At 56.2% G+C, this 20,185-nt stretch carries 17 protein-coding genes and 1 pseudogene; 9 read left to right on the top strand and 9 right to left on the bottom strand.

Going from position 1 to position 20,185, the window contains the following annotated elements; genetic code table 11:
* Window positions 1-29 precede the first annotated feature (29 nt).
* From HUE57_RS16130 to HUE57_RS16115, 4 genes are read right to left on the bottom strand one after another with little or no spacing between them, the layout of a single operon-like run.
* Entirely contained in the window at window positions 30-1,511 is a 1,482-nt protein-coding gene (locus HUE57_RS16130; RefSeq protein WP_078483789.1) for a DUF1302 family protein, read from the bottom strand.
* Between the two features lie 24 nt (window positions 1,512-1,535).
* Entirely contained in the window at window positions 1,536-2,336 is an 801-nt protein-coding gene (locus tag HUE57_RS16125) for an outer membrane lipoprotein-sorting protein (protein WP_078483788.1), read from the bottom strand.
* 22 nt (window positions 2,337-2,358) lie between these two features.
* Window positions 2,359-4,836: an efflux RND transporter permease subunit gene (locus HUE57_RS16120; protein WP_078483787.1), complete on the bottom strand. Its 2,478-nt coding sequence runs from the start codon at window positions 4,834-4,836 to the stop codon at window positions 2,359-2,361.
* Window positions 4,833-5,480, bottom strand: coding sequence for a TetR/AcrR family transcriptional regulator (locus HUE57_RS16115; RefSeq protein ID WP_078483786.1), 648 nt, complete (start codon window positions 5,478-5,480; stop codon window positions 4,833-4,835). The genes HUE57_RS16120 and HUE57_RS16115 overlap by 4 nt, the downstream gene beginning before the upstream one ends.
* Window positions 5,481-5,675: 195 nt before the next feature.
* Between HUE57_RS16115 and HUE57_RS16110 the strand changes: the two genes are divergently transcribed.
* Entirely contained in the window at window positions 5,676-6,176 is a 501-nt protein-coding gene (locus HUE57_RS16110) for a cytochrome P460 family protein (RefSeq protein WP_078483785.1), read from the top strand.
* Between the two features lie 152 nt (window positions 6,177-6,328).
* Window positions 6,329-8,179 (top strand): dihydroxy-acid dehydratase, encoded by a 1,851-nt coding sequence (ilvD, locus tag HUE57_RS16105; protein ID WP_078483784.1) that lies wholly within the window; start codon window positions 6,329-6,331, stop codon window positions 8,177-8,179.
* A gap of 48 nt (window positions 8,180-8,227) precedes the next feature.
* Here ilvD and HUE57_RS16100 read toward each other — a convergent pair whose 3' ends face one another.
* On the bottom strand, window positions 8,228-8,512 hold the full coding sequence (locus HUE57_RS16100; protein ID WP_172840279.1) for a PilZ domain-containing protein: 285 nt from the start codon (window positions 8,510-8,512) through the stop codon (window positions 8,228-8,230).
* A gap of 294 nt (window positions 8,513-8,806) precedes the next feature.
* Between HUE57_RS16100 and HUE57_RS16095 the strand changes: the two genes are divergently transcribed.
* The 4 genes from HUE57_RS16095 to HUE57_RS16080 all read left to right on the top strand — a co-directional run bounded on the left by HUE57_RS16095 (window position 8,807) and on the right by HUE57_RS16080 (window position 12,900).
* On the top strand, window positions 8,807-10,051 hold the full coding sequence (locus HUE57_RS16095; RefSeq protein WP_174673525.1) for a tetratricopeptide repeat protein: 1,245 nt from the start codon (window positions 8,807-8,809) through the stop codon (window positions 10,049-10,051).
* A 62-nt stretch (window positions 10,052-10,113) separates the two neighbouring features.
* A complete protein-coding gene (locus HUE57_RS16090) occupies window positions 10,114-11,193 on the top strand; it encodes a FecR family protein (RefSeq protein WP_236860730.1) in 1,080 nt (359 codons plus the stop codon).
* Window positions 11,194-11,420: 227 nt separating this feature from the next.
* Window positions 11,421-11,684 (top strand): hypothetical protein, encoded by a 264-nt coding sequence (locus HUE57_RS16085; RefSeq protein ID WP_174673523.1) that lies wholly within the window; start codon window positions 11,421-11,423, stop codon window positions 11,682-11,684.
* Between the two features lie 556 nt (window positions 11,685-12,240).
* Entirely contained in the window at window positions 12,241-12,900 is a 660-nt protein-coding gene (locus HUE57_RS16080) for a hypothetical protein (protein WP_174673522.1), read from the top strand.
* Between the two features lie 32 nt (window positions 12,901-12,932).
* Here HUE57_RS16080 and HUE57_RS16075 read toward each other — a convergent pair whose 3' ends face one another.
* The 4 genes from HUE57_RS16075 to HUE57_RS16060 all read right to left on the bottom strand — a co-directional run bounded on the left by HUE57_RS16075 (window position 12,933) and on the right by HUE57_RS16060 (window position 16,204).
* The gene (locus tag HUE57_RS16075) at window positions 12,933-13,187 is read right to left on the bottom strand and encodes a thioredoxin family protein (RefSeq protein ID WP_174673521.1); all 255 of its coding nucleotides are present in this window, start codon (window positions 13,185-13,187) and stop codon (window positions 12,933-12,935) included.
* Window positions 13,188-13,274: 87 nt separating this feature from the next.
* Complete coding sequence (gene argF, locus HUE57_RS16070; RefSeq protein WP_078483780.1) at window positions 13,275-14,180, bottom strand: ornithine carbamoyltransferase; 906 nt, start codon at window positions 14,178-14,180, stop codon at window positions 13,275-13,277.
* Between the two features lie 31 nt (window positions 14,181-14,211).
* On the bottom strand, window positions 14,212-15,393 hold the full coding sequence (locus HUE57_RS16065) for an acetylornithine transaminase (protein WP_078483794.1): 1,182 nt from the start codon (window positions 15,391-15,393) through the stop codon (window positions 14,212-14,214).
* Between the two features lie 208 nt (window positions 15,394-15,601).
* A complete protein-coding gene (locus tag HUE57_RS16060) occupies window positions 15,602-16,204 on the bottom strand; it encodes a urate hydroxylase PuuD (RefSeq protein WP_078483779.1) in 603 nt (200 codons plus the stop codon).
* A gap of 167 nt (window positions 16,205-16,371) precedes the next feature.
* Here HUE57_RS16060 and HUE57_RS16055 point away from each other — a divergent pair, with 167 nt between their 5' ends.
* From HUE57_RS16055 to HUE57_RS16045, 3 genes and pseudogenes are all read left to right on the top strand, one after another.
* On the top strand, window positions 16,372-17,910 hold the full coding sequence (locus HUE57_RS16055; RefSeq protein WP_078483793.1) for a hydantoinase B/oxoprolinase family protein: 1,539 nt from the start codon (window positions 16,372-16,374) through the stop codon (window positions 17,908-17,910).
* Between the two features lie 64 nt (window positions 17,911-17,974).
* Complete coding sequence (locus HUE57_RS16050; RefSeq protein ID WP_172840277.1) at window positions 17,975-18,307, top strand: BON domain-containing protein; 333 nt, start codon at window positions 17,975-17,977, stop codon at window positions 18,305-18,307.
* 44 nt (window positions 18,308-18,351) lie between these two features.
* Window positions 18,352-20,124: pseudogene (locus HUE57_RS16045) on the top strand (N-acetylglutaminylglutamine amidotransferase); the annotation flags it as partial.
* Window positions 20,125-20,185: the final 61 nt, after the last annotated feature.

Below are 20,185 nucleotides of genomic sequence, written 5' to 3'. Positions count from 1 at the left end.
CCCGTAACCCGTAACCTGATGCCTGTGTTTTAAAAACTCTGCTTGAGCTGGGCGAAGAGGCGGTCGTTATCGGCGATGGCGTTGAAAGGAATGCTCTCGCCTTCGTAGTAGTTGATTACACCCACGGTCAGTTCTAGTGCGTCGCGCAGGTCGTACTTGGCGCTGAGACGGGTGAAGCCGCCGCCATCGCCTGCCTCGCCAAAGGCCGTTCCGAGCAGGGTTACCTCAAGGGTGTCGTGCATGAAGTTGCCGGTGTAGCGTACTGCGGTCTCATACATGTTCTCCTTGATGCCATCGCCTGCCATCAGCGGATCGTAATCGTGGCTGTAACGATCTACCAGCTCCAGCGAGAGGCTGGTGTCCTGGAAGCCGCTGTACTCAACACCGAGTAGTAGATCACTGCGGCGCTTATCTTCACCGGGCAGAGAGCTGTAGCGCATTCCATCGAAATGGGCGGCCTCACCCTTGAGAAGCCAGTTGCCCAGCGCGATGTTGATTGCACCACCGACCATATCGGTCTCGGCGTGGCGCAGGCGCATGCCGACGGCGGGTACCATTTCGGTGTGGGGCTGGTCGCGGTAGAGGTGGGCGCCATAGAGGGAGAGATCCCAGCCACTGAAGTTACCGTTCAGTGCCACTGCGTACTCATCGGCACCATTGTTGTCAGGTACATCCTCCTGTGGCATTGGCATCGGGAAGGGGTAGTAGTCACTACCAACGGTGGGGCGTTTATCCATGCGTGATTCGTGGAGGAGGTAACCGCTGAGGTTCCAGCTGCCGAGATAGTAGTCGAGGCGAGTCATATTGACCGGCAGACGCAGGTATTCGATATCGGTCTGTCCCATCTGACGTTGGTCCATCGGATTGAGCAGGTCGGTGACACGCAGGTTGTCCGACTTACCCCACACCACGATCTGGCGACCGAGCTTGATATCAAAATTGGGTGTCAGCTTGCCGCGTAGGAATACCTCATCGAACTCGGCCTCGCTCTCGTAGTGTTCCAGCACCTCGTCGCTGTAGTCGTCTCGACCGTTGATCTCGTAGATGAAATCGTGGAAGGCGTGCCCCTTGATGACTCCCATCCACCCCTTGGCAATGCGGATCTTCAGCCCGAGACCGAGCTTGGCTCGCAGACGAGAGAAGCCGTGGTAGTCAGGTTCACCGGCCTGTGGTTCGTCGTGGGCGAAGTTGTAGGCGGTGCCCAATACGGCGGCACCAGAGAGCTGCAATCGTTTCGGTTTGACGGGCGGTGCTGCAGATCGGGCCGTGTTTCCCCCGGCGGCACTATCATCATTGCCAAAACCGTCTAATACACCGTTGAGATCATTCGAGCCTTCCGCATCCTCATCGAATCCATCCAGTACGTTATCGACTGTTCCTGCTTCGTCATCAAACCCTTCCATCACCGCATCGATTTCGGCGCTCTCTTCAGCGACGGCGCTCTGCATGGCAGGCAGAAGGAGTAGCGTGCCGAGTAGCACGGTGGTTGGCAGATAACGATTAGTGATCATGATGTTTGGCTTCCTGTCGATTGACTACATCAAACCCTTTTCGAGCTGGCGGATGGAGAAGAACTGCTCTTCGAGATCCTGGTTGTAACGGATATTGCTAAAGCCCAGTTCAGTCTTGTGCAGGGTCGCCTTGCCCTTCTTTGTGGTCATGGTCATCTTGGTGATGGTCCAGACGTTATCGATCTTCTCCAGTCCGCTCACGTCCTGATACTTGAGACGTTTGCCCTCGTTGGTCCAGTGCACTGCGCGTACCACGATGAAGTTGTCCTGGCGGACAAATAGCAGTGATTTTTTATAACCAGTCTCCTCGATCTCCTCCTGAGTCTTCGGTTTCGCCTCGATCATCCACACCTTGCTGCCGCGCACCTCGGCCTCTTTAACGATGCGGAAATCGTTGGCATCGAGATTCTTGCGAGTCATGTCGGAGTAGTTAAAGTCCGAGCCCATGAAGCTGCCGCTCTTATCGCTGGAGGCGATGCGTTTGGTCTTGCGCAGGGCCGGTAGGTAGAGCCACTGGTCATCGTCTTTCTCATAGGCGTCGTAGTCGTAGGTGAGAAAGGCGGTGTCTTGCACGTCGGCGGGGGTGAGGAAGAACATGATGCGCTGTTTATCTTCACCCTTATCCTTGTCGTAGCTACGGATTGAGCGGATGCGTTTGCTGCCGCCCTTGTCGATCAGGGTCATGGTCATGTCGGCGACGCGGTTATCGCCGTCGTCACGATCATCGACCTTCTGCATGATCTCGCGGGCGCTTATCTCAGCAAGTGCCGAGGCTGAGAGGAGTAGTGCAAACGCTGCGGTGGTCAGTTTGGTGAGTCTGTTCATGTTGATCTCCTGGAATCTGTGCTCAGTAGTCGCTGTCGTCATCGATCATATGTTTGCGATGCAGTACCGCCATCAGCGCTGGTGCGAGGAAGAAGTCGGCCAGTAGCGCCATGATGATGGTGAAGCCGGTCAGCAGGCCGAAGTTAAACAGGTTGCTCAGATCGGCAAACATGTAGAGGAAGAAGCCGAGTGAGAGCACCACGGTGGTGACCAGCATGGCACGACCGGTACCGAGCAATGTCTCCTCAACGGCGCGGTCGACGTCACCGGTTTCGTGGTGATAGCGACGGTAGTTGTGCATGAAGTGAATGGTGTCATCGACCGCCAATCCAATAGCGATGGAGCCGATCAGCATGGTAAACACATCGAGCGGCATGCCCACCCAGCCCATGATGCCGAGTGTGAGGATGATCGGGGTGAGGTTGGGGATCATGCTCACTAGACCGATTTTTATGTCGCCGATGAGCAGGATCATCATGAAGGTGATAACCACGGCAGCGATCACATAGCTCTGCGCCATACTGAAGATGGTGGCTCCCATGGTGCGTCCAAGCAGGGTTGCCATACCGGTACTCCAGACCTTCACCTCACTGCCCAGCTCCTCGCGGAAGGTGAGCTCAAGCTCGTCGATGAAGTCCTCGTAGAGCACGCCATCGACCCACGGCATTCTGGCCGTGAATCTTGCTTTGCTGAACTGTGAATCGACAAAATCCTCCAGATCATCGGAGCCTGAGTTCTCAAATAACAGCAGCTCCTGGGCGATCAGTTGACGATCATTGGGAATGGCGTAGAACTCAGCACGGTTCTCATTCAATGCCTTGTTCGACTCCTTGAGAATATCGGCCACCGAGAGGCTCTTGCCGACAAACAGCTCGCCGTGATCGATCGCCTCGACCTTCGGTCCGAGTCGGTCGAGCGCCTGCATGATCTTGGGTTCATAGAGTCCATTCTCCTTGCCGGTATCAACGATTACCTCAACCGAGCTGGCACCTTTCATGCGGCTGTCGACAAAGTCGGTTGCCATGCGAATCGGATGCTCTTTTTCAAACCACTCGAACGGTTTGTGCGAGAAATTGACCTGCACCGCGCCGGCCAGACCGACCGCCAGTACGACGGCACACACCACCAGAACCAGATTGGCGCGCTGGGTAGAGAAGTTGGCGATACGGACTAGCAGACGGTCCATAAATAGACGACTACTGCTGGCAGAGCCGCTCTGCTTCGCCTTGATTGGCATGATTGAAAGTAGCGTCGGCAGCAGTACCAGAGTGTAGAGCAGTGAGAGCATGACACCGGAGGCGGCGATCATGCCTAGATCACTGATGGGCGCGACCTCGGCACCGGCAAAGGAGGCGAGACCCGCTGCGGTGGTGATTGAGGTCATCGCAATCGCAAGCCCAGAGTGACCGAGTGCGTAGACGATCGCGCTCTCCTTGTGGTTCGAGGATTCGGTTGAACCATCCGTCTCGTCGTGCAGCTGCTGAAGCTTGCGGAAGAAGATGGTGAGCAGGTGGACCGAGGCACCGACGCCAACTGCAAGCAGGAAGGAGGGTAGAATCTGTGTCGGTAGCTTAAAGGGGATGCCAAGCATTCCCATTATGCCCAGTGTTGAGACGATTGAGAGTGCTACCGTCAGTAGCGGCAGGATCACACCGGAGAGGCGACGGAAGAGTAGAAACAGCGCCAGACTGACAGTCAGTAGCGCCAGCCCCATAAAGCGTTTCATGTTGTTCTGCATAGAGCGCTTCAGGGCATCGCCAACAACGGGAGAACCGGCGATCTGGATGCGAAAATCACTACCCTGATGACGTGCAATCACCTCGTTTACTGCCGCAATCAGCTCGCTGTTCTCGGCATCGGTGAGGAAGGGGCGGGGTTCGATCTCCTCTTCATCAGGCTCCTCAGTTGTAGCATCGATATCATCGAAACCACCCATTACATCCTCTTCAATACCCACACTCGAGTAGGCATCGGTGCGCAGTACGATGGTGGTGATGGTGCCATCTTCGGAGAGCAGCATATTGCGATAGACCGGATTGGCGAGCGCGCGAGCCTTCAGCTCATCCATCTCTTCCGCGGTCTTGGGTATCGTCTCGAGCAGATCCTCGACAATCAGCTCACCTACTGCTCCACGGGTGTTGCGGGCGTTGACCAGTGAGGTGATGTCATCGAGATAGGGGGTGTTGTCACGCAGTTCCATGTGCAGTGACTGCAGACGTTGCAGGAACGGGGTGCTGAACACCTCGCTGCCATCGATAGAGAGGATCACCATTTCGTCGCGGCCAAACTGCTCACGGAAGGCGTTGTAGTCGAGCAGGATAGGATCCTCTTCATGCAGGAACCCTTCGGTCGAGGTGTCCATGGTGAGGTAGTGCATCTGGCTGATGAGTGCTGCTGCAATCAGCAGCATGATCAGCAGGGCCTTCCAGTGGTTGCGGTAGATGAGTGCGCCGAAGCTCTCGAAGCCGTGTTCGATACGCTGACGAAAGGTGGTGGTCATGATTGGGTTTCCTGTGGCTGTGCCTTGATGGCGGCGAGGATCAGGTTGCCAACCTCGCGGCCCGCCTCCTCGGTAGTAATAAAGTGGCTCGGATCGTGTATCTCGGGATTGTGCTTGGCGTTGCGGTGTCGGATCGGCTCATTGGCAGAGTAGAGGGTGAGCGAGCCGACAATCATCATATGCACCATGAAGGCGTTGACTGGCCTGAAAAGACCCTGCTCGATACCCTGCTGGAGGGTGTCTGTCAGTGCGCCTAATACGCGCCCCATCTCCTGGACAGCACTCTCGGGCAGATTACGCCCACCGGAGGCGACCTCACGCAGCATGATCGGGGCCGCGTAGCGCACATTACCGGTGTTGCGCGCAAAGATCTCGACGAAGGCGCGGATACGCAGTTCACAGTCGCTGACCGTCTCTAGCGCCTGCTCGATGTCGTTGGCGGTGCGTTTAATTACGCGCGTCAGTACGGCGTGGTAGAGCGCCTCTTTATCACCGATCTGGTAGTAGAGGGTCGCTTTGTTGACCCCGGCGGCGCGTGCCAGCTCGTCGACCCGCGCACCATCAAAACCCTTCTCGGAGAAGACCACGGCGGCGGCCTCAAGGATCTCATCGATGGTGTTGCTGCTCTCTGCTGTTTGATTCATAAATCAACTAACCGTTTGGTTAAAACATTTGGTTAATTGTATTGAAATGTCGGCTCTGGTCAACAAAAAATTGACCAATTGCCGGTTTGACTGAGGATTTATTTTTACAAATTGTAATATTTCGCGTCTATACCCGATCTATTTACTAGGCTATGTTGGAATGTAAATAGCAATAACAGCAGAGGAGATGCGCTCATGAACACGACACAGATCAAAATGTTGCTGGTCTGGGCTGCTGGCCTGTTCCTGGTGGCAGCCTGTTCAGGTATGGCGACCTCAAATGAGCGTCCCGATACTGAGGCGAAGAGTTTCTGGTCCTATATGCAGAACAAGGCCTATCGTAGCCACTGGGATCTCTGGCCCGGTAAGGGTGAGAAGTACAAGGGTATTGAGCCGCACGGTCTGCTGCTCACCACCTATCTCAATGGGCCGGCTATTGATGCCTTGAAGATGAAACGCGGGGCAATGCCCGACGGTTCGATCATCATCAAGGAGAACTACATGCCGGACGGCAAGCTGGCGGCAATCACCACCATGTATAAGGTGAAGGGCTATAACCCGGATCAGGGTGACTGGTACTGGGTCAAGTACGATCCGAAGGGCAAGGTGCTGAAAGAGGGTAAACCGGCGGGCTGTATCGGTTGTCACGGCGCAATGCGTGGTAACGATTTTATTATGACCGGCAAGCTACGTTAGAGAGACACTTTGTCTAATCGGGGCATCTACCTATGCGGGTAGATGTCCTTTTACATTGTGTGGGCTGTATCGTTTTGGCTGCCTTGTTGAGGGAAATTTTTGTTATTCTTCTCCGCTTACTAACGATTTCCAGATTCTGTTGAGACCAAGCCATGCCTGAATACCGCTCAAAAACCTCCACCGCTGGCCGCAATATGGCCGGAGCCCGCTCGCTGTGGCGCGCCACCGGTATGACCGATGATGACTTCAATAAGCCGATCATCGCGGTGGCCAACTCCTTCACCCAGTTTGTGCCCGGTCATGTGCACCTGAAGGATATGGGGCAGCTGGTTGCTCGCGAGATCGAGAAGGCGGGTGGTGTGGCGAAGGAGTTCAATACCATCGCCATCGATGATGGTATCGCGATGGGTCACGACGGCATGCTCTACTCGCTGCCCTCTCGCGAGATCATTGCCGACAGTGTTGAGTACATGGTCAATGCTCACTGTGCCGATGCGCTGGTCTGTATCTCCAACTGCGACAAGATTACCCCTGGAATGTTGAATGCGGCACTGCGCCTCAATATCCCGGTGGTATTTGTCTCTGGCGGACCGATGGAGGCGGGTAAGGCGGTCGTGCAAGAGCAGACCGTGGCGCTCGATCTGGTCGATGCGATGATCATGGCGGCCAACCCCGATGAGTCGGATGAGGATGTGGCGACCGTTGAGCGTAGCGCCTGCCCAACCTGTGGCTCCTGTTCGGGTATGTTCACCGCCAACTCGATGAATTGCCTCACCGAGGCGCTGGGCCTTTCTTTGCCCGGTAACGGTTCACTGGTAGCGACCCACGCCGACCGTGAGCGCCTGTTTAAAGAGGCAGGCCATATGGTGGTAGCACTGGCGAAACGCCACTACGAGGGTGATGATCACTCTGTTCTGCCACGTTCAATCGCCAACAAGGCGGCCTTTGAGAATGCGATGTGCCTCGATATAGCGATGGGTGGCTCGACCAATACTATTCTCCATCTGCTGGCAGCTGCCGAGGAGGCCGAAGTCGACTTCACCATGGCCGATATCGACCGTCTCTCTCGCAAGGTACCGCACCTCTGCAAGGTGGCGCCGAGCACCCAGAAGTACCACATGGAAGATGTGCATCGTGCCGGTGGAGTGATCGGTATCCTCGGTGAGCTTGATCGTGCTGGGCTACTCAATAATGAGTGCAAAACGGTCCATGCCGAGAGCATGGCTGAGGCGATGGCGCTGTGGGATTTGCGTCTTACCAGCGATCCAAAGCGTAAGGATTTCTACCGTGCGGCCCCCGGTGGTGTGCCGACCACCGTCGCCTTTAGCCAGAACAAGCGTTATGCCACGGTCGATGACGATCGTGAGAATGGCTGTATCCGAGATCTGGCCCACGCATTCAGTCAGGAGGGTGGTCTGGCCGTGCTCTCGGGCAACATTGCCCTCGACGGTTGTGTGGTGAAGACTGCGGGTGTCGATGAGTCGATCCTCAAATTCTCAGGTCCCGCACGTATCTTTGAGAGTCAGGACTCTGCGGTAGAGGCGATCCTCGCTGAGAAGATTAAAGAAGGCGATGTGGTTGTGATTCGCTATGAGGGACCTCGTGGCGGACCCGGTATGCAGGAGATGCTCTATCCCACGACCTATCTGAAGTCGATGGGACTGGGCAAGGCGTGCGCGCTGCTCACCGACGGACGTTTCTCCGGTGGCACCTCCGGGCTCTCCATCGGCCACGTCTCACCCGAGGCGGCCGAGGGTGGCGCGATTGGCCTGGTGGAGGAGGGCGATACTATCGAGATCGACATTCCCAATCGCACCATCAATGTTGCGCTCAGCGATGATGAGTTGGCGGCACGTCGAGCGGCGATGGATGCCAAGGGCAGTAGTGGCTGGAAACCGGTCAACCGCGACCGCATCGTCTCCAGTGCACTGAAGGCCTATGCGGCGATGACCACTTCAGCGGCGCGTGGTGCGGTGCGGGATGTAAGTCAGCTCGAGAAGTAGTGATTTAGTGTCGATCGGGGTATAGACCCTGATCGGCTCCCACTACCCTTAGGATTGTCGGGCGACATTCTCTGGTTGGGTGGTAAACATCATGCCGATACACCCCTCGCGTCGATGGATGACAATGGCGCGAATCTCCTTACCTACCATCGTCTCATCTCCTTTAAATACAACCCGCACCGCTGCGTTATTGGGCAGTGTGGTGTCGTCGGTCTCGATCTGCAGTCCCTCGCGGCTGATGTCGCGGCAGATCCCCTCAATCGGCTGATGATCCTGGTAGATGAGCGAGACCGGGTGTTTGGTGGTATGGCGGCAGTTGTGACGGTGTTCCAACGTCTCTTTCCCCTGATTTTTGTCCGATGAAGATGTCCTGTCCGTTAGTATGGTTCGAATGCTGAGCGTCATCAATATCGGGATGTGCGGTCGAATGGGGTGTGTGCTATTTTGCTAGACTGTTTATCGCCGTCTGAGAGTCTTGAGGTGAATGGCTTCAGCGATCGGTGGCTGCAATAACAACTGTTTTCTTAATAAAGCTGGTGTGCAATGAACAGATATTTTAGATGGAACGTAATTTTCTGTGGGCTTCTGCTGCTCCCTTTGACTGCGATGGCAGTTAACATCGATACCTTGTCGCGATTGGTTAACTCCGGTAACAGTGAAGAGGCTTATCGGCTTGCATCGGAAACAGTAGAGGCGAATGAGGGTGATCCAAAATTCGACTATCTCTACGGTGTTGCTGCTGTCGATAGTGGTCACGCCAGCGAGGGTGTATTTGCACTTGAACGAGTATTGATGGCACAGCCCAGTAATCAGGCGGCCAGGCTCGAGCTGGCTCGCGGCTACTTCGCGTTGGGTGAGGATGATCGTGCCGAGGAGCTCTTTAATCGTGTGCAACGCCTCAATCCCCCGAGCCGAGTGCGAGAGAACGTGCAGCGCTATCTCGATGCGATCCAGGCGCGCCGCGAAGAAGGCAAGGTGGTGGCCGTTGCCTATGTTGAGGTTGGCTTCGGTTACGACAGCAATATCAACAGCTCACCCGAGGATGCCAATTTCACCAGCCCGCTGCTGGGGCAGGGTACGCTGAGCGAGGAGAGTACCGAGCAGGATGATCTCTTCTACAGCGCATCGGTTGGCGGAAAACTGAGTATTCCGTTGAGCGAGAACGTCTCACTGCTCGGCAAGCTCGATACCAATTACCGTGGTAATGGTGAATATGATCAGTACAACAGTGGTGTCGTAACCGGCCAGGCAGGCTTTACCGTCAAGGGCAAACGCAGCTATCTGCAGTTAGTGGGGGTGGGGCAGGCCTTCTATCTCGACTCTGAGATCAATCGTGAGATGCTTGGGCTCAATGCCGATTGGGTGCAGGATCTGACCCGCCATACACAGCTTACCCTCTCATTGCAGTTCGCAGACTTCGAATACCCTGATCAGCAGATCAGGAACTCAACCCAGACCACTACAGGTCTCGGTATCACCACCCGTTTCAGCTCTCGGCTCAGCCCCGTTCTCTACGCTACCGGTTTCTACGGTCATGAACACGCTGACGACGACGACCCTTTCGGTGGCAAAGCGGTTGCACAGCGCGAATTTGGTGGCGTGAGAGTGGGTGGACAGCTTAACCTGACTCCGAAGTTTGCACTGCAGACATCGCTAACGGGGCAGTACAGCGACTACGGCGGCATGCAGCTACTGTTTCTGACCAATCGCGAAGATGAGTCCTATCTCTTCGATGCAGGCTTTGCCTGGGCACCAGCGGACCACTGGACGCTACGTGGTAGTGCCAGCTACACCCGCTCTGAATCAAATATCGAAATCTATGAGTACGACCGTGTGCTGACTCAGCTCAGCCTGCGTCGTGACTTCTACTGAGGGCAAGGATCATGACACGCGATAGTAATCTGTACGCATCGAAGGGTTCTCTTGTGGCGCTGATGGTTCTGGCGCTTTCTCTGCTGGCGTTGCCGGTTCAAGCCGCTGTTGATATCGGTAAGGTGATCTCGAGTAGCGGTAGCTTTATGGCCAAACAGTCTGATGGACAGACGCGAAAATTAAAGCGTCGCTCCAAGATCCATGAAGGTGATCTGCTCATCACTGGCGCAAACAGCCAGGCGCAGATTCGATTCAAAGACAGCTCACTATTGGAACTCAAACCCAATACCGAGTTTAAAGTTGATGAATTCAGCTTCTCAGGCAAAGCAGATGGTTCAGAGAAGTCGGTCTACTCACTGATCAAGGGTGGTATGCGTACCATCACCGGCAAGATTGGTAAGAAGGATAAGAGCAAGTACAAGGTCAATACACCGGTGGCATCCATCGGTATTCGCGGTACGCACTACGGTCTACAGCTCTGCACCAGTGGTAGCTGTAACGGCGATGATGGTCTGTTTGGTGGTATTTATGAGGGTGCTATCGTTCTTGGTAACGAGAGTGGTGAACATCCGATTGGTGCTGATGGTTGGAACTGGTTCTATGTACCCGCCGAGGGTGGAGACCCACAGCGTCTTGATGCGCTGCCTGCCCCAATGGCTGAGGCGGAGCCGGACCCTGATGCGACGGCCGAAGAGGGTGGTGAAGCAGGTGATGACGGAACAGCAGATTCAGGTCTGGACGAGGATACAGATCTAGCCGTGGATGAGGAGGTTGTTGCTGTAGAGACCGCCGCTGCTCCTACAGATACCACTACGCCAACGGGTGATGTGACTGACCCCACCACCGACTTTCAGGCGACGGAGCAGGCGACGGGTGATGCGCTTTCTACAGAGAACGTCACACCTACATCGTCTGCTGCACCAGCAGGCGCCTGGTTGGGTATCGCGTTTACCGAGGATGATCCCACCTACGGGATCGAGGGTATCGGCGAGGGGTTGCAAGTAGGGAGTGAGGCCACGATTACCCTTGATACCGTTGGGACCGTCGGCAATGTGCCGATTTTCGGTTCAGTGACCGACACACCGCCGCTCGATGCAGATAGCTGTAACCCTGTATCATCACAAATGGGACTGCCACTCTGAACGATACCGGTGGCATCTCGACGGGCGCGCCCGATAATGCGACCTTCGCCGTCAATTATGGTCGCTGGGATGGTAACTACACGGTTACCGAAAATGGTACGCCAATAACTACACTCGGAGGTTTCAGCTACCTTTATGTCGCACCCGAGCATCTGACTAGTGACTACAGCGAGGCCAATGCCTGTGTAGCGGGACTCGATTGTGATCTCTTTACCGGCTCACATTTTGTGGCACGTTTTGTCTATGCGGATGGTCCAGCCCCGGCTGATCACAACGGTAATACCGGAGCGATGGTGGCCGATCCCGACTTTACCCATATCGATGTCGATTTTAGTACCCAGGAGGTATTGGGATTGCAGCTTAAACTCGATGTCGCTGGTGTGACATACCACGCGCACGATTCTGAGTTCACCCTATTTGATGACCCAAACGTGGTACAGGATATGTCCTTCTCAATATCATTGCTGATGGCGAGTCTGTGCATCTGGTAGGAACTATTGATACGGGTGCAAGTAGCCTGAATCTTTGGGGTGAGATCGGGCTGACCTTCATTGGCCCTGATGCGGAGGCGATGGGAGCGGCATTTACCATGTGGGAGGATGATCCTGCTTCTACCATGTCGGTGGCCGGTGTCGGTCTCTTCAAGCGTTGTGAGGGAGGCGTAGATAACTGTGGCAGCGTCTCGACCACCGCAACGTTTGCTGCTCACGGTACCTGGTTAGGTGCCAGCTTCCTCCACGATATGGGAGGAACGATTGGCAAGGTTGGTACGGCTGAAAGTTTCATCACCGATGTCGATACAGCACTGGTTATCGACACTGTTGGGGCGGTGGGGAACGTGCCTGTTTATGGTATTACTACTGATCTAACTGATCCGATGAGTCCCTGTGATCCCTGCGTTATTTCTAGCGGCAGTGGAGCCTGGTCGATACCGGTGGTATCTCAACAGGCACGCCGGACTTTGCTCCCTTTGCGGTCAACTGGGGACGTTGGGATGGTGGTTATATTGCTGAGCAGAGCGGTATACAGGCCAACACCCTTGGTAGCTTGCATTATCTGCACGTCGATCCGAGCCACGTCAGTTCGTCCACGGATTACAGCAATGCGTCAGCCTGTGCGACGCTCGACTGTAGCGGTGGTGGTGCCGGTATAGCGCGCTTTACCTACCATAGTGGACCTTCGCCAACCGACCACACCGGTGCTACCGGTAGCGTCAATAGCGATCCGAATATCACCCATGTTGATGTGAACTTCTTTACACAAGCGATCGTTGGAACGCAGATCACCGTCGATGTGGGGAGTGGCCAGTATCACGGCCTCGATTCGACCTCTCCGGTGCAGGTTCTCTCCTTCTCCAACATCATCGCAGGTGGTGAGCAGATCGAGTTGAACGGTGTCTACACCCCTAGTGCCGGGCCAACCACGAATCTGGTGGGACAGATGGGCGTTACATTCCTTGGGCCTGATGCCGATGGTGCTGGAGTCAGTTTCTCAATGTGGGGAGATACAGCCCCATCTGCGCTAGGTGTTTCGGGAGTGGGTGTGTTCAAACGTTGCGACACCGCGATCACCTCGGGACCGGGCGCCTGTTTTAGTCTAATCAGGAAACGTTTAGAGAAAAGCCCGGCGTTAACAGCGCCGGGCTTTTATGGGCAGATGCTCGTCGATGAATTCAGCGCACCCTGTGTGCAGGTTGTGCACTGGTAAATCGGCCCAGTCCTCGCCGTTGAGAAAGGCGATCACGGTGGGAAGCCACGTACCTTGTAGCGACCAGCAATACGCATGTTCTCATCAGCATCGAGCTTGGTCAGCGTCACCTTGCCCTCATACTCGGACAGGACTCGATCGAGAATCGGGGCCAGTGCCAGGCAGGGGGAACACCACTCGGCCCAGATATCGAGCAGAATCAGCCCGTTGTTGGAGCCCTTGATGATCTTCTCATCGAACTCGTGTTCATCTACGTCAAAGAAGGGGTATGAGTCGCTGTGCATCATCTCGGATACCGGAAGGTCGGTTTGACCAGAATTAGTGCTAGTGAGAGATGGGGTCGGAGTCGAACGGCGACTCCGACCCCCGTGTAGTTAGCCTTTGGCGAGTAGCTCGAGCAGTGCCTTCTGTGCGTGCAGACGATTCTCAGCCTGATCCCAGGCGACACTCTGTGGGCCGTCAATAACCGAGGCTGCAACCTCTTCACCACGGTGTGCCGGCAGGCAGTGCATGAAGAGTGCATCACTGTTGGCGGCTGACATCACTCGATCATCGACCTGGTAGCTGGCAAACGCCTTCTCACGCTTCGCCTGCTCCTCTTCCTGACCCATGCTGGCCCAGACGTCGGTGGTGATGATATCGGAACCTTCAGCGGCCTCAGCGGGATCGCGGATGATCTCGGCTGAGTCACCGGCCGCAGCCAGGATAGCGCTATCGGGGTCGTAACCCTCGGGGCAGGCGATGTTGAGTTTGAAACCGTACTGGCGCGCCGCGTTGATATAGGAGTGGCACATGTTGTTGCCGTCGCCGACCCAGGTGACTGTCTTGCCGCTGATGCTGCCGCGATGCTCGACGTAGGTCTGCATATCGGCCAGCAGCTGGCAGGGGTGGTACATGTCGGTCAGCGCATTGATCACTGGCACGCGTGAGAACTCGGCGAAACGCTCGATCTTCTCGTGCTCGAAGGTACGGATCATGATGATATCGACCATGCTGGAGAGCACACGGGCGGTATCTTCGACCGGCTCACCGCGACCCAGCTGGGTATCGCGGGGCGAGAGGAAGATGGCGTGGCCACCAAACTGCGCCATACCCGCCTCGAAGGAGACGCGGGTACGGGTGGAGGACTTCTCGAAGACCATGCCCAGGACCCGATTCTTCATCGGTTCGTAGATCTCGCCGCTGCGCAGAATCGCCTTGAGCTCAATGGCGCGTGCGGTCAGCTGCAGAAGCTCTTCGGTTGTAAAGTCTAGAAGGGTTAGAAAATGACGCGTTGCCATCGCTGCGTCTCCTGATAGTTAAGCGGACGTATTAGTCGTCCTTGCTACAGAAATCCGTAATCAACGGGGCCAGGGTGTCGACCATCTGGTCGGCCTCTTCATCGCTCATAATCAGCGGTGGAAGCAGACGTACGGTCGTGTCATTGGCAACATTGATCAGCAGTCCTTTTTTGAGGGCGTTGCCAACAAGCTCCCCACATGGACGGTCGAGCTCGACGCCGATCATCAATCCCTTGCCGCGATACTCCACGATTCCCTCGCACTCACCGAGTGCCTTACTAAGATTATTCAAAATTCGCTCGCCCAGTGCTTCGGCACGTTCTGCCAGCGACTCGCGCTCAATGGTGTCTAGCACTGTGAGTGCAGCACGACAGGCGAGCGGATTACCACCGAAGGTCGAACCGTGGTTGCCTGGCTGTAGTACCTCAGCCGCCGTACCGTTGGCGAGACAGGTGCCGATTGGCACGCCGTTGCCGAGTCCCTTGGCCAGGGTTAGTACGTCGGGCACGATCTCGTCGTGCTGGAAGGCAAACATCTTGCCGGTGCGACCTATGCCGGTCTGTACCTCATCGAGCATCATCAGCCAGTCGTGCTCGTTACAGAGGGCGCGGACCTTGGCGAGATAGTCGGCATCGGGCGGACGAACGCCCGACTCACCCTGAACCGGTTCGATCAACACCGCGACAACGTCGTGGTTATTGCGCGCTATCGTTTCAAGCGCCTCAATGTCGTTATAGATAACACGAGCAAAGCCGTTGACCAGAGGCTCAAACCCGGCCTGCACCTTACGGTTGCCGGTAGCGGTGAGGGTGGCGAGGGTGCGGCCATGGAAGCTGCGCTCGGCGACCACGATGGTCGGGGTCTGAATCCCCTTTTGATGGCCATAGAGACGGGCAATCTTGATCGCCGCCTCATTCGCCTCAGCACCTGAGTTGCAGAAGAAGGCGTTCTCCATTCCGGAGAGACGGGTCAGCTGTTCGGCCAGCTCGCTCTGCAGCGGAATGCCGTAGAGGTTGGAGGTGTGAATCAGGGTATTGGCCTGATCGCAAAGCGCCTCACTGATCGCAGGGTGGGCGTGGCCCAATCCACAGACGGCGATCCCGCTCAGACCATCGAGATACTTGTTGCCCTCTTCATCCCACAACCAGCAACCCTCGCCGCGCGTAAAGGCGACGGGGAGACGGCCATAGGTGTTCATCACTGCACTGTTCATACGTTGACCCATAAAACAAAAAAGCAGTCTCTGGCTTGAGACTGCTATCGGACGAAAGAGGGGATTCTATCGGTGAAATTAGCGGGAATCAAACCTGCCCGCCGCACCAGATAGGTCTCCTCGATCGCGCTAAGCTACAGAAACTGTTTCTAAAAAAGGAAAGCCCGGCTAAAAGCCGGGCTCTCATTATGGTTTTTTACTGCTCTGCTTAGAAAGGCAGACCGTGCGCGTGACCAGTCATGCACATCAACATTGGGATTGAGAGCAGGGTATTGGTGCGTGATGCCATCAGGGCGATCTTCTTCGCGCTGGCGATCTCTTCTGCACTGTGTTCCTTGCCATCAAGACCTAGGATCTTCTTCTGGTTCGGCCAGATCAGTCCCCAGACGTTGAGCATCATGATGGTGCCGAGCCATGCGCCGACGCCGATGGTGGCAAAGCCGGTCTGCAGAGTGAAGGCCGCGACTACACCTGATCCATCCATGGTATGCATCGCTTCAAGGACCATCGCACCGGTGACCCAGGTGGCGACAGCGGCCCAGCGGAACCAGAGCAGGGCGCGAGGTGCTACATATTTATTGATAGCTGCTGGACCCGGATCGGCATCGGCCAGAGCGGCGCCAACGGCGGGAACCTGAATAAAGTTGAAGTAGTAGAGCAGACCGACCCAGGCGATACCGGCCAGGACGTGCATCCAGACCCAGAACTCCCAGGGGTTAACTGCACCGGTGGTGCCCAGACCAAACATCACGATGAGTGAGAGGACAAAGCCGGCGACGATGGTGCCGGTGATAGAATTAAGCGGGTTCATTAGATTAAGCTCCTTCCTGGTTTTTGTGCGTTATTGCCTTAACTGGGGTGGTGTCCCTTAGCATAACGCGATTATAAGACCTAGCAAACTTCTCGGGTATATTAAGAAATTCTAATGAACTCTGCAACATCTCATTATTTGCGGTTATAGCGGAGCTGGCATCAACGATGAATCCTATTGAATTGAGTCTCTTCTCCAGTCGTATCGATGCGATCTGCGAGGAGATGGGGGCGGTACTGCGTCGTAGCGCCTTATCACCCAATATTCGCGACCGGCTCGACTTCTCCTGTGCGCTGTTCGATGCGAGCGGTGAGCTTTGCGCCCAGGCGGCCCACATTCCGGTCCATCTCGGCAGCATGGCCTATGCGATGCGCGATCTGGTCGAGCGTATCGAGTGGCAGCACGGCGATATGGTGATTCTCAACGATCCTTTTCTCGGTGGCACTCACCTGCCCGATGTAACCCTGATCGCACCGCTCTTTCTTGATGGCGAGCTGATCGCCTTTGTCGCCAACCGTGCCCACCACGCCGATATCGGTGCCTCAACACCCGGCTCGATGCCGATCTCCAGCCACCTCGATGAGGAGGGAATAGTGATACCGCCCTCCAACCTGTTCCGTCGCTGTGAGCTCGACCGTTCATTGATGGATGAGATCACTATCCAGACACGCAACCCGCGTGACTCAGAGGGCGACCTGACCGCGCAGATCAGCGCCAATCGCGCTGGACTGCAACGGTTGGAACGATTGGTCGAGTCACTCGGTAGTAGCGCCTTCTCGAGTGCGCTGGTGGAGCTGAACGACTATGCGCAGCGGCTGGTTGAACAGGTGCTAGTCGAGCTGCCCGATGGTACCTATCGATTTAGTGATGTGATGGATGATGATGGGCAGGACAATTTCGACCTGAAAATAGCCGTGACGCTGCAGGTCGCAGGCAGCCATGTTCATCTCAATTTCAGTGACAGTGCCGCGCAGGTCGAGGGCAACATCAACTGCCCGCTCTCGGTAGCCGCCGCTGCGGTCTACTACGCCTTTCGTTGTCTGATGCCACCTCAGACACCCGCCTGCGCTGGTGCGTTTCGCGCCATTACCCTTGAAGCACCTGAGGGGAGCCTGCTTAATGCCAGGCGCCCAGCGGCGGTGGCGGCCGGTAATGTCGAGACCAGTACCCGTGTGGTCGATGTGGTGCTCGGTGCCCTGGCGCTGGCGATCCCCGACCGGATTCCCGCCGCTAGCCACGGCACCATGAACAACCTGGCGATGGGTTCCGATAGCCCCGGTGCGGCCTGGGACTATTACGAGACGATCGGTGGCGGTATGGGGGCGGGTCGCAATGGTGGTGGCCTCAGTGGCGTACAGACCCATATGACCAATACCCTTAATACACCGATTGAAGTGCTGGAGATGCGCTATCCGCTGCAGGTGACTCGCCATGGGCTACGTGAGAATTCGGCCGGCTCTGGTCTGCGACCGGGAGGCGAGGGATTGGTGCGTGAGTATCGGTTCCTCGCACCCGCCAGCGCGACCCTGCTGACCGAACGTCGCCGCCACCGTCCCTGGGGTATTGCAGGTGGCGATGATGGTGCCGTCGGTGAAAACCGACTCAATGGAGAAGCGTTGCCGAGCAAGGTGACGGTGGAGGTTAAGGCTGGAGATCTCCTTGAGATCAAGACACCCGGTGGTGGCGGTTATGGTGGACCGAGCTAAATCGGTTGCAGATTGATACGTTATACTTCGATCAATTATGGATGGTCTGAGTGGGGAGAGAGGCATGAAGAGAGCGGCTGTGGTGGTGTTAAGTGTTCTACTGCTATCGGGATGTGCCTCATCGATGGTGACCGGTAACGCCAGTGGCGGTTACGGCAGTAGTGATGGTCGCAGCCGCACCCAGGTCACCAGTGATGCAACCATCACCTCACGGGTCAATTCAAAACTCATTAATGATGCCGTGGTTGGTCGTAGTGATATCGATGTCGCCACTCGTCACGGTGTGGTAACCCTCTCAGGAAGAGTTTCAAACAGTTCGGCGCGCGCCCGTGCAGTAGATCTGGCAAGGTCTGTCACTGGTGTGAAACAGGTCGTCTCCAATCTCTATCTGCGCTGAGCAGCGCACCCTTTCCTAACCGTTTAATGATCGAGTAGTCGAAGATGTGTGGTATCTGTGGTGAATTAAGAATCGATGGCAGCGCACCGAATCTGGATGCGATTACGCGCATGAATCGCGCCCTTGAGCGGCGTGGTCCCGATCATGGTGGTAGCTACTCGGACGGCCCGCTCGCCTTTGGTCATCGGCGTCTGGCAATTATCGATCTCTCCGAGCGTGCCAACCAGCCACTGATCGACAATGAGCTGGGGCTGGCGCTGGTCTTTAATGGCACCATCTATAACTATCGCGAACTGCGTGCCGATCTGCAGGCGATGGGTTATCACTTCTTTAGCGATGGTGACTCCGAGGTGATCATCAAGGCCTATGCTGCCTGGGGTGAACGTTGTGTTGAACGCTTCGCCGGTATGTTCGCCTTTGCCATCTGGGAGATGCGGGCTAAACGGCTCTTTCTAGCCCGTGACCGGCTCGGCATCAAACCGCTCTACTACAGCGAGCAACAGGGGTGTCTGCGCTTCGCCTCCAATACCCAGGCGCTGCTGGCATCGGGCGGTATCGATAAGTCGATCGATCCGGTGGCACTTCACCACCAGTTCACCCTGCATGCGGTTATCCCAGCTCCGCGCACCATCCTCAACGGTATTCGGAAACTGTCGCCCGCCACTACCCTGACTATTGAATCCAACGGCAGGCAGCAGGAGCGGACCTACTGGCATCTCGCCGCACAGCGCCCCGAACAGGAAATGAGCGAAGATGAGTGGGTCGAGGCGGTGCACGACTCACTGCGCCAGTCGGTCGAGCGTCGTCGCCTTGCGGCCGATGTACCGGTCGGTGTGCTGCTCTCGGGTGGTCTCGATTCCTCACTGCTGGTCGGCCTGATGGCCGAGAGCGGAGTGGAGAATCTGCTCACCTTCTCGGTCGGTTTCGAGGATCAGCCTGAGGAGAAGGGGAGTGAATTCGAGTACTCCGATCTGGTAGTTGAGCGTTTCAATACGCACCACCATAAGTATGAGATTCCCAATGGCGAAGTGCTAAAACGCCTGCCCGAGGCGGTCAGTTGCATGGCCGAGCCGATGGTGGGCCAAGATGCAGTCGCCTTCTACCTGCTCTCGGAGAAGGTCTCGCAAGAGGTAAAGGTGGTGCAGAGTGGGCAGGGGGCCGATGAGGTCTTCGGCGGCTACTTCTGGTACCCCCGCATGCGCGATGAGATCGTCGGTGAGCCGGTCGATCGTTTCCGCCGCCACTACTTCGATCGTGACCACGATGAGTTTCTCGAGAGTGTTACCGCCGCCTATCGTGGCGAGGACTACACCGCCGAGCGGGTTGCTGGGCTGCTCTCCCGCCCGATGGCCGACTCCTTCATCGATCAGGTGCTGCGTATGGATGTCACCACCCTGATCGTCGATGATCCGGTCAAACGGGTCGACAATATGACCATGGCGTGGGGGCTGGAGGCGCGGGTACCATTCCTCGATCACGATCTGGTTGAGCTGGCGATGGCGATGCCGCCCGAGATGCGACTCAAGGAGGGGGGCAAGTACCCGCTCAAGCGTATTGCTCGAGGTCTGATCCCCGATGCGGTGATCGACCGTCCCAAGGGCTACTTCCCAGTACCGGCACTGAAGTTTGTACGCGGTGAATTCCTCGACTTCATGCGCGATATTCTCGACTCGCAGGCCTGTCGCGAGCGTGAGCTATTCAATCGTAGCTATGTCGAGCGACTGCTGGCCGAGCCGGAGACGCACCACACTCGCATTCTCGGCAGCAAGCTGTGGCATATGGCGCTGCTGGAGTTCTGGCTGCAGACCAATGTCGATGAAAATTTTCGTGAAAAACCCTTGAAAGCCGAACTTTTTCCCCATATAGAGCTGGGTAGAC

Origin of the sequence: Candidatus Reidiella endopervernicosa, from assembly GCF_013343005.1 — a bacterium.
Classification (GTDB): domain Bacteria; phylum Pseudomonadota; class Gammaproteobacteria.
This window is presented reverse-complemented; position numbering and strand designations above follow the sequence as displayed.